At 70.2% G+C, this 18,066-nt stretch carries 11 protein-coding genes; 4 read left to right on the top strand and 7 right to left on the bottom strand.

Going from position 1 to position 18,066, the window contains the following annotated elements:
* Positions 1–5: 5 nt before the first annotated feature.
* The gene (locus ACT3UL_RS14225; protein ID WP_444578904.1) at positions 6–1,874 is read left to right on the top strand and encodes a transketolase; all 1,869 of its coding nucleotides are present in this window, start codon (positions 6–8) and stop codon (positions 1,872–1,874) included.
* Positions 1,875–2,075: 201 nt separating this feature from the next.
* Here ACT3UL_RS14225 and ACT3UL_RS14220 read toward each other — a convergent pair whose 3' ends face one another.
* The 4 genes from ACT3UL_RS14220 to ACT3UL_RS14205 all read right to left on the bottom strand — a co-directional run bounded on the left by ACT3UL_RS14220 (position 2,076) and on the right by ACT3UL_RS14205 (position 7,569).
* Positions 2,076–3,542, bottom strand: a complete 1,467-nt coding sequence (locus tag ACT3UL_RS14220) for a sugar porter family MFS transporter (protein ID WP_444578903.1) — start codon at positions 3,540–3,542, stop codon at positions 2,076–2,078.
* Between the two features lie 108 nt (positions 3,543–3,650).
* The gene (locus ACT3UL_RS14215; protein WP_444578902.1) at positions 3,651–4,901 is read right to left on the bottom strand and encodes a Fic family protein; all 1,251 of its coding nucleotides are present in this window, start codon (positions 4,899–4,901) and stop codon (positions 3,651–3,653) included.
* Between the two features lie 125 nt (positions 4,902–5,026).
* Positions 5,027–6,838 carry a methionine--tRNA ligase gene (metG, locus tag ACT3UL_RS14210; RefSeq protein WP_444578901.1) on the bottom strand — a complete coding sequence of 604 codons (1,812 nt, stop codon included), beginning with the start codon at positions 6,836–6,838 and terminating at the stop codon, positions 5,027–5,029.
* A gap of 11 nt (positions 6,839–6,849) precedes the next feature.
* Positions 6,850–7,569, bottom strand: a complete 720-nt coding sequence (locus tag ACT3UL_RS14205) for an HAD family hydrolase (RefSeq protein WP_444578900.1) — start codon at positions 7,567–7,569, stop codon at positions 6,850–6,852.
* Between the two features lie 82 nt (positions 7,570–7,651).
* On the opposite strand from ACT3UL_RS14205, the gene ACT3UL_RS14200 reads away from it, so the two are divergent.
* Together ACT3UL_RS14200 and ACT3UL_RS14195 are read left to right on the top strand one after the other, a co-directional pair.
* Positions 7,652–9,040, top strand: coding sequence for a UTP--glucose-1-phosphate uridylyltransferase (locus ACT3UL_RS14200; protein WP_193117545.1), 1,389 nt, complete (start codon positions 7,652–7,654; stop codon positions 9,038–9,040).
* Positions 9,041–9,594: 554 nt separating this feature from the next.
* The gene (locus tag ACT3UL_RS14195; protein WP_443351779.1) at positions 9,595–10,617 is read left to right on the top strand and encodes a hypothetical protein; all 1,023 of its coding nucleotides are present in this window, start codon (positions 9,595–9,597) and stop codon (positions 10,615–10,617) included.
* Positions 10,618–11,217: 600 nt separating this feature from the next.
* Here ACT3UL_RS14195 and ACT3UL_RS14190 read toward each other — a convergent pair.
* The 3 genes from ACT3UL_RS14190 to ACT3UL_RS14180 form a co-directional block, all read right to left on the bottom strand.
* Positions 11,218–12,531 carry a glycoside hydrolase family 76 protein gene (locus tag ACT3UL_RS14190; RefSeq protein WP_193117547.1) on the bottom strand — a complete coding sequence of 438 codons (1,314 nt, stop codon included), beginning with the start codon at positions 12,529–12,531 and terminating at the stop codon, positions 11,218–11,220.
* Between the two features lie 122 nt (positions 12,532–12,653).
* Positions 12,654–13,799, bottom strand: coding sequence for an acyltransferase family protein (locus ACT3UL_RS14185; RefSeq protein ID WP_193117548.1), 1,146 nt, complete (start codon positions 13,797–13,799; stop codon positions 12,654–12,656).
* Positions 13,800–13,897: 98 nt separating this feature from the next.
* On the bottom strand, positions 13,898–17,353 hold the full coding sequence (locus ACT3UL_RS14180; protein ID WP_444578897.1) for a bifunctional proline dehydrogenase/L-glutamate gamma-semialdehyde dehydrogenase: 3,456 nt from the start codon (positions 17,351–17,353) through the stop codon (positions 13,898–13,900).
* Positions 17,354–17,639: 286 nt separating this feature from the next.
* Here ACT3UL_RS14180 and ACT3UL_RS14175 point away from each other — a divergent pair, with 286 nt between their 5' ends.
* Positions 17,640–18,017 carry a hypothetical protein gene (locus tag ACT3UL_RS14175; RefSeq protein ID WP_193117549.1) on the top strand — a complete coding sequence of 126 codons (378 nt, stop codon included), beginning with the start codon at positions 17,640–17,642 and terminating at the stop codon, positions 18,015–18,017.
* Positions 18,018–18,066: the final 49 nt, after the last annotated feature.

Genomic DNA, 18,066 nt, shown 5'->3' with positions numbered 1-18,066 from the left:
AGTCCATGACCACCACCCAGCACGAGGGACTCGATCTCTCGCAGATCCCCGAGCTCGCCGCCCAGCTGCGCGTCGACTCGATCCGCGCCTCCACGAGCGCCGGTTCGGGACACCCCACTTCGAGCATGTCCGCCGCGGACCTGCTCGCCACGCTGATGAGCCGCCACCTGCGGTACGACTGGGACGACGCCGACGCCCCCGGCAACGACCACCTCGTCTTCTCCAAGGGACACGCCTCCCCGCTCCTGTACGCCGTGTACAAGGCCGCCGGCGTCGTCTCCGACGAGGAGCTCATGACCGGCTACCGCCGCTTCGACGAGCGGCTCGAGGGCCATCCCACCCCGGTGCTGCCCTGGGTGGACGTCGCCACCGGCTCGCTCGGCCAGGGGCTCCCCGACGCGGTCGGCATCGCCCTGTCCGCGAAGTATCTCGAGAAGGCCCCGTATCGCGTGTGGGTGCTGTGCGGTGACAGCGAGATGGCCGAGGGCTCCATGTGGGAGGCCCTCGACAAGGCGTCCCTCTACGGCCTGACCAACCTGATCACGATCGTCGACGTCAATCGGCTCGGACAGCGCGGCCCCACCGATCTCGGCTGGGACCTCGAGGCCTACCAGCGCCGCGTCGAGGCGTTCGGCGCCCGGGCGATCGTGCTCGACGGGCACGACCTCGACGCGATCGACGCCGCCCTGGCCGAGACGGACGGCGACCTCGACAAGCCCCTGGTGATCCTCGCGAAGACCATCAAGGGCAAGGGATACCCCGAGGTCGAGGACGCCGAGGGCTGGCACGGCAAGCCGCTGCCCGAGGACAAGGCCGCCGAGGCCATCGACGGCCTCGGCGGCGAGCGCCACCTGCTCGTGCGCGGGCCGAAGCCTCCGGAGGTCGAGCGCGCGGCGCCCGAGGTGGGCACCGCGAGCATGCCGACCTTCGAGAAGGGCGAGGAGGTCGCGACGCGGAAGGCCTACGGCGCCGCACTCGCCGCGCTCGGTGATGCTGATCCCCGCATCGTCGCCCTGGACGGCGAGGTCTCCAACTCCACGGGGACAGGCACCTTCGTCGAGAAGCATCCGGATCGATTCTTCGAGATGTTCATCGCGGAGCAGCAGATGGTGGCCGCCGCCACCGGGCTCGCCACCCGCGGCCACATCGCCTTCGCCTCCTCCTTCGCCGCCTTCCTCACCCGTGCGGCGGACTTCCTGCGGATGGCCCCCGTCTCCCGTGTCGACCTGCGGATGGTCGGCTCCCATGCGGGCGTCGAGATCGGGGCCGACGGACCCTCCCAGATGGGCCTGGAGGATCTGGCGATGTTCGCCGCCCTCCAGGGCTCCACGGTGCTCTACCCCTCCGACGGCACCTCCACCGCGGCTCTCGTGCAGCAGATGGCGGAGACCTCCGGGGTGAGCTACCTGCGCACCACACGGGGCGAGTACCCGGGACTGTACGAGGCAGGGGAGGAGTTCCCCGTCGGCGGATCCAAGACGCTGGTGGAGTCCGCGGATGACGACGTCACGCTGATCGGCGCGGGCGTCACCCTCCACGAGGCGCTCTCGGCGGCCGCCGCTCTCGCGGAGCAGGGCACCCGGGCGCGGGTCGTGGACGCCTACTCGGTCAAGCCGATCGATGCCGAGGGCATCCGTGCCGCGGTCGAGGCGACCGGCGGACGGGTCGTCGTCGTCGAGGACCACCACGCCGAGGGCGGACTCGGAGCCGCGGTGCTCGCCGCGCTGGCCGCGGAGCCGATCACGGACCTGCGCTTCAGCCACCTCGCGGTGGACGGCGTCCCGGGATCCGGCACCCCCGCCGAGCTTCTCGACTGGGCCGGGATCGATGCGGCCCACATCGCCGAGGCGGCCCGCAGCCTGCTCGAGGCCTGACCGCCCCGTCCGGACGGCCCCGTCCGAACGGCCCTGTCCGACAGCGACGGCCGCCCCTGATCTCGGATCAGGGGCGGCCGTCGTCCCTGCGGAGCGACTGTCGGTGCAGGCGCCAGGAGGTCGGTCGGCGGAGCCGGCTCGCGTCGGGGTCGTCTATGTCGTCGTCTACGTCGTCGTCGTCTTTGTCGTCGTGTTTGCCGTCTACTTCGTCGTCTTCTTCTTCGTCCGTCCCAGCTGCAGGTCCTCCATGTCCTCGAGCTCGCGGTCCTTGGTCTCCGGGACCCACAGGAACACGAACAGCAGGCTGAGCAGGGCGAACAGGGCATACAGGCCGTACGCGAAGCTCAGGCCGACGGTCGACAGGGACGGGAACGTGGCGGAGACCGCCCAGTTCGCGGCCCACTGCGCAGCAGCGGCGACGGCGAGGGCCGAGGCCCGGATGCGGTTGGGGAACATCTCGCCCAGGAGCACCCACACCAGCGGGCCCCAGGTGGTCCCGAAGAACATCACGAAGGCGTTGGCGCTGATCAGCGCGACCGTGGACCAGGGATCCGGGAGGGTGATGGCGTCGGTCCCCGGGGCGATCTCCCCGAAGGAGAACGCGAGCGCCATGAGTCCGAGGGAGACGGTCATGCCGGCCGAGCCGACCAGGAGCATGAGGCGGCGTCCCACCCTGTCGACCAGGAGGATCGCGATGATCGTGGCGACGATGTTCATCACCGAGGTGAACGTGCTGGTGAGCAGGGCCTGGGATTCGTCGAAGCCGACGGACTGCCACAGCGTCGTCGAGTAGTAGAAGATCACGTTGATGCCCACGAGCTGCTGGAACAGCGAGAGCAGGATGCCGATCCAGACGATGGGCTTCAGCCCGAAGCGTCCGCCGACGAGATCGCGCAGGCTCGCCTTCTCCTCCCGCTCGAGGGTGCGACGGATCTGCTCGATCTTCAGGTTGACGTCGAGCTCACCGGTGAAGTCGTAGAGCACCCGCGAGGCCTTGTCGAGCTCGTTCTTCGCGATCAGGTAGCGCGGGGACTCCGGCAGGAACAGCGCCATGACCCCGTAGACCGCGGCGGGGATGGCCTCGATCATGAACATCCAGCGCCAGGCGTCGACCCCGAACCAGAAGGACTCGGCCGCACCACCGGCGGTGTTCGCCAGCAGGGAGTTGGAGAGCAGCGCGGTGAAGATGCCCAGCACGATCGCGAGCTGCTGGAGGGAGCCCAGACGGCCGCGGTACCTGGCCGGGGCGACCTCCGCGATGTAGGCCGGAGCGATGACGCTCGCGGCGCCCACGCCGAGACCGCCGACCACGCGCCACACGATGAGGTCCCACACCCCGAAGGCGAGGCCGGAGCCGATCGCGGAGATGAAGAAGAGGATCGCGGCGATCACCATGACAGGGATGCGTCCGAAGCGGTTGGACAGGCTGCCGGCGAACCAGGCGCCGACGGCGCAGCCGATCAGCGCCGAGGAGACCGCGAAGCCGGTGAGCCCGGCGCCGAGGGCGAACTCGTCGGACAGCGCATTGACGGCGCCGTTGATGACGGAGGTGTCGAAGCCGAACAGGAAGCCGCCGATCGCGGCGGCCACGCTGATGACGACGACCTTGGGGTTCAGATGCTGGGCGTGCTGCGCCGTGGAGCCGGCGGACTGCTCGGATGTGGACATGGGAAGGACGCCTCCCGTTCGGTATCGGTGTCGCGGTCGCGGATGCTGACACGCTATACCCGGCGTGACCAGCGCGTCGGACCGGGCGGTCGCTCCAGGGTCCGGCGGTCAGCCCTGCCGGCGCACCTGGGCGGCGTACTCGTCCAGCACCCCGAGGATCTCGGTGTGCTGCCACACCCGGTTGCGTGAGCGCCCGGTCGCCTCGGTGAGCACGCCGGTCTCCGTGAGCTGGGCGAGGGCGCGCTGCGCGGTCATCGCGGTCACCCCCAGGTTCCGCTGGAGATGCGCCGCATTGACGATCGGCTGTCCCACCAGCAGGGGCAGCACCCTCCATGCGAGCGCATGGCGGCGCACGCCGGCCAGACGCTCCCGATCCCGCTCCAGCTGCGCGGCGAGATCGTCGACCAGCTGCGTCCCGGTGACGGCGGCGTAGCGGGCGGCCTGCGCGAACTGCTCGACGACGGGTCGGGCGTTCCCCTCCCGGTAGGCGGTGAGGGCTTCGGTGTAGCCGAGCAGGTCCGTGAGCAGACCGGCCGAGACCGGGGCCGTGGTGCCCGTCAGCAGACCCTTTCCGGTGAGCATCGCGTGCACGAGGGCACGTCCGGTACGGCCGTTGCCGTCGGTGAAGGGATGGATCGTCTCGAACTGGGCGTGCGCGATCGCCGCGTGGAGCAGCACCGGGAGGTCGTCCCGGGCGATGAAGGTGAGCAGATCCGCCATCGCGGCAGGCACCAGCTCCGCCTCCGGGGCGATGTGCACAGCGCCGAGCGGGCTGTGCCCGCTGCGTCCCACCCAGACCAGCTGCTCGCGCAGACGGCCTGCCGTCGGGTCCGGGGCGAGCAGCTCTGCCTGCATGCTCAGGACGGCCTGGAGATCGAGGTCCGAGGCGAGTCGCAGAGCCGCCTCCATAGTGCGCACGTTCGCGACCACGGCGCGCGCGTTCGCGCTGCGGGATTCCTCGAGCTCCGCGAGGGCGAGCTGCCGCGCCCCGACCGTGAGGTCCTCGATCTGCGAGGAGGAGGCCGACTCCGTGCGCAGCAGGATGCTGCTCATCGGGCCGAGGGCGGGGTTGTCCGCACCGAGTCGGGCGGCGGCGTGGAGCCCGAAGGTGGTCAGGGCACGCTCCGCGTCGGCGACATCGGCGGCGAGATCCCCGGGCAGGGCGAGATCGAGGCGGTGGTCGAGGTCGTGGTCGGCCGCCCCGGCGGGACGGGACAGCGCCGCGGGCACCGTGGACTCATAGGGTCCGGTGCCCCGGGACCGGGCTGACCGCGAGACCAGGCCGTCATCGGGCACGACCCAGGTCCCTGCACGCCGGGTGGTGGCGGGAACGGGCAACGGCGCCGGATGTGTGGGCATGCCGCCAGTGTAGTAACACTTCGGGGAGGAAGTGTTATCTAGAGACGAGGACCGTGCACATCCGGCGGGAAGGACAGCCGTCGGGATCAGCCCTCCGAACCAGCCCTCTGGATCAGCCCTCTGGATCAGCCCTGCGGATCGGCCGCGGTCGTGGCCTCGAGCCGCTCGAGCTCCTGCTCCGCGATGACCGGATCGAGCTTCACGAAGATGCCGGTGGGCTTCACGACCTTCTGGCCGACGCCCACCGGGTGGTGCCCCCAGGCCGGGACGCCCGTGTAGTCGCCGGTGATGATCGGGTATCCGGGACCGCCGTCGAGGTCGTCGACCTCCACGATCGAGGGCATCGGGGCGATCAGCCGTTCCCCGCCCAGCGCCTTCTCGACCTCGTTGGCCGAGTGCGGCAGGAAGGGAGCCATCATCGTGTTGAGGTCGGTGACGGCCTGCGCGAGGACGTGCAGCACGGTGAGCAGGCGGGGCCGCTGCTCGTCGGCCTTCATCTTGAAGGGCTCGGTCTCGGAGACGTAGCGGTTCGCCTCGCCGACGAGACGCATGACCTCGGCGATCGCGGCGCGCTGCCGGTGCGCCTCGATGAGACCGCCGACGGTGTCGAAGCCCTGCCGGATCGCGCCCAGGAGCTTCTCGTCGACCTCCTCGAGCTCCCCGGCGGCCGGGATCTCGCCGACGTTCTTGGCGATCATCGCCGCGGTGCGGTTGACCAGGTTGCCCCAGCCGGCGACCAGCTCGTTGTTGGTGCGAGAGACGAAGTCGACCCAGGTGAAGTCGGCATCCTGGTTCTCCGGACCCGCGGCCGAGATGTAGTAGCGCAGCGCATCGGGCTGGTATCGCTCGAGCATGTCGCGCACGTAGATCACGATCTTCTTCGACGAGGAGAACTTCTTGCCCTCCATCGTGAGGAACTCGCTCGAGACGACCTCGGTGGGGAGCTTCAGCTCGCCGAACCTCCCGGGCTCGCCGCCCTTGTCGCCCTTCCCGTTCTGGGCGATCATCTCCGCCGGCCAGATCTGCGAGTGGAAGACGATGTTGTCCTTGCCCATGAAGTAATAGGCGAGCGTCTCGGGGTCGTTCCACCAGGCGCGCCACGCCTCGGGGTCGCCGCTGCGGCGCGCCCACTCGATCGAGGCGGAGAGGTAGCCGATCACGGCGTCGAACCACACGTACAGGCGCTTGTTCGGCTGGTCCTCCCAGCCCGGCACCGGGATGCCCCAGTCGATGTCTCGGGTCATCGCGCGCGGCTTGATGTCGTCGAGGATGTTCTGGCTGAAGCGGATCACGTTCGGGCGCCACAGGCCCGTGGCCTCGCGGTCGTCGAGCCAGCGGCCCAGCTCGCCGGCCAGGGCCGGGAGGTCGAGGAACCAGTGGGAGGTCTCGATGAACTCCGGGGTCTCCCCGTTGATGCGGGAGATCGGGTCGATGAGGTCCGTGGGGTCGAGCTGGTTGCCGCAGTTGTCGCACTGGTCGCCGCGGGCGCCGCCGGCGCCGCAGATCGGACAGGTGCCCTCGATGTAGCGATCGGGCAGGGTGCGGCCGGTCGACGGGGAGATCGCGCCGGAGGTCAGCTTCTCGACCATGTAGCCGTTGTCCCGCACGGTCACGAACATGTCCTGCACCACCTGGTAGTGGTTGCGCGTCGTGGTGCGGGTGAACAGATCGTAGGACAGCCCGAGCGCGACGAGGTCCTCGACGATGAGGCGGTTGTTGCGGTCGGCGAGCTCGCGCGCGGTGATGCCCTCGGAGTCGGCCTCCACGAGGATCGGGGTGCCGTGCTCGTCGGTGCCGGAGACCATGAGCACGTCGTTCCCGGCCATGCGCATGTAGCGGGAGAAGACGTCGGAGGGGACGCCGAAACCGGCGACATGGCCGATGTGGCGGGGACCGTTGGCGTACGGCCAGGCGACCGCGGACAGGACTGTGCTCATAGCAGTCGATTCTAGGGGAGTGCGGGTGGGTTCTCCGACGGGTCCTCCGATATCGGGTCCGCGGTGCCCGCTGAGGCAGGGTCGGACGGGGCGTGGTGGAGCACGGCCCGCCATCCGAAGCGGACAGCCCCGCCCACATGCCGGGAGGAGTCGTCGAGGAAGGCGACCTGGTCGGGGCGCAGCGACGTTCCGAGCTCCTGCTCGATCCGGGCATGGGCGCGGGCGTAGGCCTCCTGGTCGGGCTTGGCCGCGCCGAGATCTGCGGTGTTCAGCAGGAAGCGTCGGCCCGGACCGAGGAAGGGCGTCATCCCCAGCTCCTCGAGCTCCTCGGGCACCCGGTCCGTGCCGTTGGTCAGCACGAACACCCCGAGTCCCGCGGCGCGCAGCGATTCGAGCTGCGTCAGGACCCCCTGGTCGATGCGGGCGGGGGAGGCGAGCCAGGCGGCGATCGCGGCGTCGGCCGCCTGCGGGCTGCTGCCTGCCGCGACCAGTGCGGAGGCGGCGTGCTCGCGCCATCGGCGATGGGTGCCGCGCCCGCGCACCACCTCGTCGAGGAACGGATGACCGAGCACCGCCTGGTACGCCGTGCCGGCGGGAGTCCCGGTGATCCCGTCGAGCTCGGCCCACAGCGACCCGTCGAAGATTCGCAGCACGCCGTCGAGATCCGACACGACCGCCCGGATGTCGTGGTCGCGGACCAGCTCGCGCAGCTGCTGCAGGGAGGTGCTCATCGCGCCATCGTACGAAGGCGGGGCGAGAGGCTCCTGGAGGCGAACGGAGCGGAGCACCCGCCCGCCCCGATACCCTGGACCCATGAGCACCGAAGGACTTTCCGCAGCGCAGAAGAAGATGGCCGACGAGGGGGTCGCACAGACCGCGATCGACGTCTTCTCCCATTACTACGGGCAGCTCGAGGACGGGGTCACCGGCTCCATCCCCGAGGACACCATCGAGCCCTACCTCGACCCGCCGCTGCTCGAGGACGTCTCGATCGATCCCGCGCACGCCAAGCAGGTCTTCGACCAGCTCGCGATCATCAACCTCAACGGCGGCCTGGGCACCTCGATGGGCCTGGACCGTGCCAAGTCGCTGCTGCCGGTGCGCGAGGGGAAGACCTTCCTGGACCTCATCGTCGAGCAGGTCCTCGCCGCCCGCCGCGGCACGGGCTCGCGCCTGCCGCTGATCTTCATGAACTCCTTCCGCACCCGCGAGGACACCCTCGAGGTGCTCGCGAAGTACGAGGACCTGCCCGTGGGCGACCTGCCCCTGGACTTCCTGCAGAACAAGGAGCCCAAGCTCCGGGTCGACGACCTCACCCCGGTGGACTGGGAGGCGGACCCGACGCTCGAGTGGTGCCCGCCCGGACACGGCGACATCTACACCGCCCTGCAGACCTCCGGCCTGCTCCAGCAGCTGCTGGACGCCGGTTTCAAGTACGCCTCGGTCTCCAACTCGGACAACCTCGGCACCGTGCCCAATCCGGTGATCGCCTCCTGGTTCGCCGCCACCGGCGCTCCGTACGCGGCAGAGCTGTGCCGTCGCACCCCCGCGGACCGCAAGGGCGGCCACCTCGCCGTGCGCAGGTCCGACGGCCGCCTCATCCTGCGGGACACGGCCCAGACCCCGGCGGAGGAGATGGACTACTTCACCGACGAGCACCGCCACCCGTTCTTCCACACCAACAACCTGTGGTTCGATCTCGAGCAGATGGCGGCCGTGCTCGAGAAGCAGGGCGGCATCATGGGTCTTCCGCTCATCCGCAACGAGAAGACGGTGGACCCCGCCGACAAGACCAGCACGCCCGTCTACCAGATCGAGTCCGCCATGGGCGCGGCGATCGAGGTGTTCGACGGGGCGACCGCCATCGTGGTGGGACGTGACCGCTTCCTGCCGGTGAAGGCCACCAGCGACCTGCTCCTCATGCGGTCGGACGTCTATGCGCTCGATGAGCGCGCGGCACTGGTCCAGCAGGTCGAGTCGGTGCCGACGGTGTCGCTCGCCCCTGACTGCTACAAGCTGATCCAGGACTTCGAACCGCGCTTCCCGCAGGGTGTGCCGTCCCTCAAGGAGGCCACCAGCCTCGACGTGCAGGGCCGCTGGACCTTCGGTGCGGACGTCTCCGTGTTCGGCGACGCCGTGCTCGGCGACGAGGGCGGCGAAGTCCCCGAGGGCGCCCGGGTGGGCACGGCCAGCACCTCCTGACCTCCAGCACCGCCCGCCCTCCGGCACGGCCAGCACCGCCTGCCCTCCAGCACCGCCCGTCCTCCAGCACCGCCTGTCCTCCAGCACCTCCAGACATCCAGCACCGCTTGACCTCCAGCACCGCCTGACCTCCAGCACCGCCTGACCGCAGTTACCCGCATCCGTGTCCGTGCGATCGTTCGGTCGTCGGGACGGATTCCCCGCAGGACTTCCTGGTGCGATGCCTATCGAGTGCGTCCTTGGCGTTGCCCTAGGACTGCTTATCCAGCTCCAAGGACGCACTCGACGAGGGCACGGGGGTCTGGCGCCTCTGCTGAGAGCGGCGCGCTTCCACTGAGGGCGGCGCGCTTCAGCGTCTCGCGATCGACAGCCGGGGCACGTCGACAGTTGGCGCTGACGGTGTCTGTGTTCCTCTGTGTTCCTCGGTGTTCCTCGGTGTTTCTCTGTGCGCCGCGGACCTGCGTCGTCAGCTGGGGAGGAAGGGTTCGTCCTCAGCTGACCTGCGATGTGTGCACAACCCGACGAGCCGCGTTCAGGTGTTCGATGCTGTCGGTATGCCGAGCCGACCGCGCCCACTTCCTCCAGATCTGCCCTTCGCCGTCTTCACGACGGAGGAGGCGACGGGGCTCGATGTCTCCAGCGCTCGGCTGAGGGCGTCAGATCTGCGCTCCGTGGCCCGTGGGCTGTGGGCGCGCCGTGACCTCCCGCTCACCGAGCTGGATATCGTCGCCGCGTACTGCCGCCAGGACCCCGCGGTCTTCGCCGCCGGGCTCACGGCTGCTCGACTCTGGAAGTTCCCGTTGCCCGGCGCCCTGTCCGAGGACGTCGTCGAGCCTGTCAGGTCGACCGGGCATAGGTCGGGTCGATCCGTGTTCAGACCGCGCGGGAACTGGGTGGACACCCGTATCCATCTGGCGACTGCCGGCGTACGGCGTCGGGAGACGGCACTCCTGAGGTGGAGCCTCCTCCCGATGGAGCCGACCCTGCTCGGCAGCGACTCCGGAGTACGGATCACCTCGAGGATCCGGACATACCTCGATCTGGCCGGGACACTGCGTCAGGACGCGCTCGTGGCCATCGGCGATCATCTGGTGCGGAGGCCGCGCTCGAAGTTCGAGGGTCGCGCCGAGCCCTACACCACGTGCGTCGATCTCGCGGACGCAACGCAGCGGTTCTCGGGCCGTGGTGCCCGGAAGCTGCGTCGGGCGGTGGATCAGGTCCGAACCAGCAGTGATTCTCCCGCGGAGACCAGGCTCCGCCTCGCCCTCGTCGCTGCTGGCCTGCCGGAGCCGCTGGCCAACGTGCGCATCTCGGGGCCGGTGGAGGCGGACGAGGGGCCATGCGATCTGGGCGAGCCCGACCTGCACTGGCCGCAGTGGAAGGTTGTCGTCGAGCATGAGGGCCCGCACCATCTCCGGGCCGAGCAGCTGGCCAAAGACATCTCACGGGGAGATCGCCGTCGAGCGGCAGGATGGCAGGAGGTGCGGACCACAGCGGACGATCTGTCCTTCGGCTGCCGAAAGGCGGTGGCGCGCGTTCGCGCCGCCCTCGTCGCAGGAGGGTGGAGACCGTCGTGAGCCCGTGAGCCCGTGAGCCCGTGAGCCCGTGAGCCCGTGAGCCCGTGAGCCCGTGAGCCCGTGAGCCCGTGAGCCCGTGAGCCCGTGAGCCCGTGAGCCCGTGAGCCCGTGAGCCCGTGAGGAGTGTGCCGTGGCCCGTGGCCGGTGGCCCGTGAAGAGCGGTACGCGAGACCAAGCAGGGGACGCGGACCGTGGAGTGCGGTACACGTGACCAGACAGGGACGCGGCTCGTGGAGAAGATCGATGGGCACCGGGCGGGCTTGAGCGGGATCCGGGCAGGACCCAGCCGCGCACCTCGGGCGGATGTCAGATATCGCTCTTCCAGTGCGTCCTTGGCGCGCCCTCCGCAGATCGAGGACAGCGCCAAGGTCGCACTGGGACCGCTGGGACCGCTGGGACCGCTGGGACCGCTGGTCCGCTGGTCCGCTGGTCCGCTGGTCCGCTGGTCCGCTGGTCCGCTGGTCCGCTGGGCTGCTGGGGCCGCTGGGGCTGCTGGGCCGCTGGAGCCGCTGAGTTGCTAGAGCCGCTGGGACCGCTGGACCGCTGGGCCGCTGGGCCGCTGGGGCTGCTGGGCCGCTGGGCCGCTGGGCCGGCCCTGGCTCAGCTCAGGTGCGTCCACTGCCGCCGCGGGGTGGCGGCGAGGGCGAGGGTGCGGGCGAAGCCGGCCTGGTCGAGCAGGTGGGTGCCGACGTCGGTCTCGCGGGAGCCGATGACCAGGTCCGTCTCCGGATCGCGCCGGTCCTCCCACAGCCGCTGAGCGTAGGCCTGCGTGATCTTCCGACCCTGGACCCGAGCGCCCAGGATCGACTCGGCCATCAGGAGGTTCGACAGCAGGATGGCGTTGAACTGGATCGGCTGCTCGTCGAATCCCGCCCCCGTGGTGTAGGGGTCGTAGTAGGCGACGATCGATCGGGCCAGCGCCAGCGCGTTGTCCCGGTGCGTCGCATCGCCGGTGAGCTCGTAAGCGAGAGCCTCGCAGCCCAGCGGGACCCCCTGGTTGTAGGTCCAGAAGGTCCTGTCGATCTTCCCCTCGAGATCGATGTTGTCCCAGAACAGCCCGACGTCGGGATCGAGCAGGGTGTCCCGGCCCCAGGCCATCCAGCGCAGGGCGTCCTCGAGCGCGCTCTCGTCGCCGGTGAGCTGATGGATGCGCAGCGCCACCTTCGCCGAGGGGAAGGTCGAGACCGTGTTGCGGGAGTGGTTCCAGTCCCCCTGGGTCCAGAAGATCCCGCCGGGGGAGGGCAGCGAGGGATCGGTCGACTCCCCGGAGCGGAACAGCTCCAGGAGTTCGACCGCCCGATCCAGGTCCCCGGCGGCGCCGCCGCTGACCAGGTGCTGCTCGATCTCGAGCAGGGCGATCCAGTCGTTGTCGTCGTAGAAGAAGTCGCCGTTGGCGCCCTGCTGCGAGTCCGTGGCGGCGGTGTATCCCGGCACACCGGTCGTCCCGCCCTGCGGGTACCAGTAGTGCTCCTGGGCGCGGATCAGCGCCGCGTCGGCGGCGTCGAGATCGAGATCGCCGAGATCGGCCGACGGGCCGCCCGCGTCCAGTGCGGTGATCAGCTCGGTGACGGCGGCGCGGGCCTGGGAGAGCGGCCAGACGTAGGTGAACTCCGGGTCGTCCGCCTGGCGGGGGAAGCGTTCGATGAGCATGTCCGGATCGGTCTCGGCCGGGAAGTTCGTGAGCAGGGCGCGGGTCGCGTCGACCGCGCGCTGGGAGGTCTCGCGCGGCGACGGGGCCTTGCCGCCCTCGGGGTCCATCTCGGTCACGGCAGGATCGGTCCTCTCGGTCGGTGCGGGGAGGGCGGGCGCGGCCAGGGCAGGTGCGGCCAGAGCAGGCGCAGCGCTCAGCGCCCCGCCTCCGAGCGCGGTGGCGGCGAGGACGGTGCGCCGTGACGGCGCGGACGGGATGGGCATGACGAGGCACCTCTGTGCGGTCGGAGCGGGATCGGTCCCGCCCTACGCTAGCCGCGGGCGTGACCTGTCGCACAGCGTTTGGTCGAGAGTCTGGAACGGGCCACGGCAGAGCGCCCCTCGGGTCAGGACCTGGCAGTCGTCGGGCGCGACGAGGCGTCCGGCTTCTCCTCCGGCTTCTCCTCGGGCTTCACCAGCAGGTGCCCGATGGGTGGATCCGTCACCCAGCGCGTCAGCCGGCCCACGATCCCCGAGCCCAGGATCGCCGTGAGGAGCAGCGCTGCGACGACCAGGCCGAGGGTTCCCCACCAGGTCGAGGTGATGTCCGGCACCTCGTCGGCGTACCGGAACGAGACCAGGACGAGAGGATGCAGCAGATACACGGTCAGCGAGCGTTCACCCAGCGTCGTCAGCGGTGAGCGGCCCCGCGGCGTCACGATCAGCAGGGCGAGGGCGCCGATCACCCCGACTGCGAGGACGGCGAGGCGCAGGACCATGCCGATGAGCAGCCCGTTGTCCTCGTCGTACGCCTCGCGGAGGAAGAAGATCGACGTGCTGAAGTCCTCCCGCATCAGAACGGTGCAGACGAGGGCCCCCAGCAGCACGAGCGCTCCCAGCCAGCGGTGGCGGAAGGCCTTGAGCCGCTCGAGCATCTGCGGCGTGCACACGAGGCCGACCACGAAGAACGGCAGCATGCTCACCAGCCGGCCCACGGTGAGGGTCGAGTCGAGTCCCGGATCGAGCGGGGAGATCACGGCGATCGCGACGGCGAACACCAACGGGTGGCGCAGCTGGCGCAGCACAGGGGTCGCCAGACGCCACAGCATCAGTGCCAGCAGGAACCACAGCGTCCAGGCCGGCAGGAAGAGCTGGAGGTGGTACTGGTCGCCGAGCAGGACCATCTTGGCGAACTCGTGGATCAGCTGGAAGATCACATACGGCACGACCATCGAGGTGAGCAGACGGCGCACCTGTCGGGGCTCATTGCGGTACGAGCGGGAGAGGAACCCCGAGATCATGACGAAGCCCGCCATGTGGAACGAATAGATCCAGGTGTAGATGGTGTCCGGGAGCATCTCGGAGGACTGGAAGAAGCTCTCGATCGTATGCCCGACGACCACCAGGGTGATCAGGATGCCGCGCGCATTGTCGAGGAACGGGTCCCGGGGCGGACGGGCCGCCGTCGTACGGGACGTCGTCGTGCGGGCCCCCGAGGTCGAGGCATCGCCCGGGGTCTCGGGGTGCGGGGATGCCGGGTCGCCGTCGGGCATGGAGCTCCTTCGAGCTGGTACTCAAGAATGACGGGAGCAGAGTACGACCTCGTGCTGCTGTCGTCCCCCAGGTGCGCCCGGCAGGCTCCGGACGTGTCTCAGGCGTCGCCGCGCAACCACCCTCGGCCGCCGGTGAGGTCCAAGGGTTCGGGCAGCGGGTTGCCGTAGCGGTGGTTCGTCGCGCTGATCGCCTGCTCGTGCAGGAAGGTCAGCATTTCGACCCGTGCGGAGACCACGACGGCACCGGTGAACAGGGCGACCGTGATGTGCTCCGCTATGGCGGACCGCAGGGCAGGGTCCACCTCCCCGATCAGCCGCACGCGGGCCTGCTCCAGATCCGGGATGCGCAGCGCGAAATCCGCGGCGCCCTCGACGAGGACCTGGGTGGATTCGAGCCCCGAAGCGGTGGCGACCGCCGCCAGCTCGGCATCGGCGACCGAGACCTCCACGTCGGCACCCACGGTCGCCGCGGCGTGCAGCACGCGGGTCAGCTCCGCCGGCGCGGTCCCGGGAGCGGCGCGCACCATGACCGGCAGGGGCAGGTACCGCAGCACGTTGATCTCCCCGTGCAGCTGCTGCTGATCGCGCGGTGCGAACGTGGAGGACCAGTGCTCCCGGTCCGAGTGTCGGGCGCGCTCGAGCCACGCCTCGTCCTGGCCCGGAACGCGCGGCGCGGCATCGGCGGCGTCCATCAGGTGCACCAGGTAGTTGGGGCCGCCGGCCTTCGCCGTCTGACCGATCGCGGAGCGCTTCCAGCCGCCGAAGGGCTGGCGCTGCACGATCGCTCCGGTGATCCCGCGATTGACGTACAGGTTCCCGGCCTCCACGTGCTCCGTCCACCAGGCGACCTCGGCAGGCTCCAGGGAGTGCAGGCCGGCGGTCAGCCCGAAATCGGTGCCGTTCTGGATGCGCATCGCCTCCTCGAGGGAGCCGGCGTGCATGATGCCCAGCACCGGACCGAAGTACTCGGTGCGGTGGAAGGCGGAACCCTCCTCGACACCGGTGCGCACACCGGGGGTGAAGAGGCGGCCGCTGTCGTCCAGCTGCCGGGGACGGGCGAGCCAGGATTCGCCGTCGCCGAGCTCCGTGAGACCCGAGGCGAGCTTCTCGCCGGGCTGCTCGATGACCGGTCCCATCTGCACGGTCGCATCCGTCGGCTCGCCCACGTGCAGGCTGAGCACGGCGTCGGCGAGCTGGGCGGAGAAGCGGCGGGACTGGGACACGGAGCCGACGGCGATGACCAACGACGCCGCCGAGCACTTCTGGCCGGCATGACCGAAGGCGCTCGCGGCGACATCGTGGGCGGCCAGGTCGAGATCGGCGTGCGGAGTGACGATGATGGAGTTCTTGCCGCTGGTCTCGGCCAGGATCCGCAGCTCGGGCCGCCAGGAGGCGAACAGCGCGGCCGTGTCCGATGCTCCGGTGAGGACGAGCTGGTCGATGCGGGGGTCGGAGATCAGCGCCCGCCCCACCTCGTCCTCGGGGACATCGACGAGCGTGAAGACGTCCTGCGGCACTCCGGCCTCGTGGAAGAGACGGCCCAGGAGGGCTCCGCAGCGGCGGGCCTGGGGCGCCGGCTTCATGATCACGGCGCTTCCGGTGACGAGGGCGGCGAGGGCGCCTCCGGTGGGGATCGCGACCGGGAAGTTCCACGGCGGGGTGACCAGCGTGAGCGGTCGCGGGGAGAAGGTGACGTCCTTCAGGGCGGCGAGCCGCTCCGCCTGCTCCGCGTAGTAGAGGGCGAAGTCGATCGCCTCGCTGACCTCGGGGTCTCCCTGCTCGAGGGTCTTGCCGGTCTCCGAGGCCATCACTTCGAGCAGGTCGCCGCGATGCGCGGAGAGCGTGCTGGCGACGCGGCGCAGGATCAGGGCGCGCTTCTCCACGTCGAGGGCGGCCCACCCCTGCCCCGCGGCGAGCGCCCGCGTGATCGTGCTGCGGACCCCCTCCACCGTCTCGATCCGCGCCGCACGCGCCTCGTCCTCCCCGAGCGAGGAGCTGCGGATGCGATGCGTGATCTGCTCGGCCCATTCCTGGTTCGCGGGAGTCGAGAGGTCGGTGTCCGGGGTGTTGCGGAAGGCGCCGGGAACGGAGGGCAGGGCTGAGCTCCCCAGCTGGGCGAGGGCGCCCTGCGTCTCGGTGGAGCGGTCCTGATCGCGATGGGTGGGCAGCGAGGATTCCCGGAGGGCGCGGTCCAGCGCCCTGGCGAACCGCTGCTGCTCCCGCTCGAACAGGTCCGCCTGGGTGTCGAGCTCGAAGGCCGCCGAGAGGAAGTTCTCCGAGGAGGCGTTCTCCTCGAGGCGACGCACGAGGTAGGACACGGCGACGTCGAAGTGCTGCGGGTGGACGACGGGCACGTACAGGCGCATGGTGCCGGTCGCCTCCCGGACCACGGCCTGCTGACCGGGAGCCATCCCGGCGAGCATCTCGAACTCGACGCCGCTGCCGGCCCCCGCAGGGATCCCGCGCTCTCCCATGAGCAGATGCGCGAAGGCGACGTCGAACAGGTTGTGGCCGGCCACCCCGAGATGCACGGCGGCGAGCTGCTCGGGATGGAGGGCGTCCAGGAGCACCCGCTTGTACTGGGCGTCGGTCTCCTCCTTGCTGAGCAGCGGCGCCTGCATCCAGCCGTGCACGGAGGCGTCGACCTTCTCCATCGCGAGGTTCGCGCCCTTGACCAGGCGCACCTTGATCGGAGCGCCGCCGTCGGCCACCCGGCGCTCGGCGAAGCGTCGCAGCCGAGCCATCGCCGACGGGGCGTCGGGGAGGTAAGCCTGGAGCACGATGCCGGCAGGCATCCGGGAGAGCTCGGGACGGTCCAGGAGCTTCTCGAAGACCTGCAGGGTCAGCTCGAGGTCGCGGAACTCCTCCATGTCCATGTTCAGGAACGTGGGATGGTCCCCGTGAGCCGCCTCGAGGTACAGCGGGAGCAGCGTCTCGACGATGTGGTCGACGGTCTGCGCGGCCGCCCACAGCGGCAGATGATCCACGATCGAGGAGACCTTGATCGAGGCGTAGTCGACGTCGTGCCGGGCGACGAGCTCGCGCACGCCCTGCAGCCGACGGGTCGCCTCCTGAGCGCCGAGGACGGCCTCGCCGAGCAGGTTGATGTTGAGCGCGGTGCCATCGGCGGTGAGCCGGGTGATGGCCGTGGAGAGCGGGCCGCTGCGGGCGTCGAGGATGAGGTGGGAGACCATCCGGCGCATCGCCGCCTGGGCGGTGGGCACCACGAGGGACGGCGCGATGCGCGAGCCGACGCCGCCCAGGGAGACCACCCGACGCAGCGCGGGCGGGAGGAAGGCCGGCGGATCCTGCGCGAGACGACGCAGCTCGACGGCCGCGGCCTTCGGGTCCTCAGGGCGGATCACGCGATCCACGAAGGCGAGGGTGAAGTTCAGACCCTGCGGATCGCGCAGGAGATCCGACAGCATCTTCGCCGGCCCCGGGACGGAGCGGGTGGCGGCGGCATCGACCCAGGCGCGCACCTGTGCGGCGACGTCCTCGATGGTCAGCGTGGTGGTCGTGCGCTCATCGAGCGGGAACTGCGACGTGGACAACGTGTCTTCTCCTCGGTCGCCGTGCAGGACGGCGGAAACAGTCGGCGCAGGGCTTCATCGCCCTCCTGTGATGGTAGATCCTCCGCACCGCCGCGGAGGCTCACCGGTGCTCCGATTCGTGGAGGTTGTGTAACCGGGATGGGACCATTCCGGGACGACGCGGGATCTGCCTGGACGCCCCTCGTCGGGCGCGCTGTGCTGAACCAGTCGGTAGGATCCGCAGGACGTTCGTGACCGGGCTGTGACACGATGCGGGCACGACACCGACGTTCTGAAGGAGGCAGTGATGAAGAAGTTCATTTTCCTGGCCGGTCTCGCGGTCGGATTCGTGGTCGGTTCCCGTGCGGGTCGCGGCCCGTACGAGTCCCTCGAGCGCACGGCACGGCAGGTCGCCGATGATCCTGAGGTCCAGCGTCGCGCCACGCAGGCCAAGGAGACCGCGGGTCGTGTCGCGCAGGACACCGCGACCACCGTGAAGGACAAGGCTCCGGAGGTCGCTTCTGCGGCCAAGGGTGCCGCGTCAGGTGCTGCCGCCTCGGCCTCGGGGGCCGCGGCGTCCGCCAAGGAGCGGCTCAGCAGTGGGCAGCAGGACGACTTGGACGCGGAGTCCACGAGCGGTGGCGGCGATGCCGAGGTCGGCGACGACCGCCCGCTCAGCTCCTGAGTCGCCGACGACGAGACGCGGCGCGGTTGCCCCTACGGGGGCCGCGGCG

The sequence above is a fragment of the Brachybacterium sp. 107 genome (genome assembly GCF_052379725.1).
Taxonomy (GTDB): Bacteria; Actinomycetota; Actinomycetes; order Actinomycetales; family Dermabacteraceae; genus Brachybacterium.
Note: the sequence above shows the minus strand (reverse complement) of the source record. Positions and strands in the feature narration are given on the sequence as shown.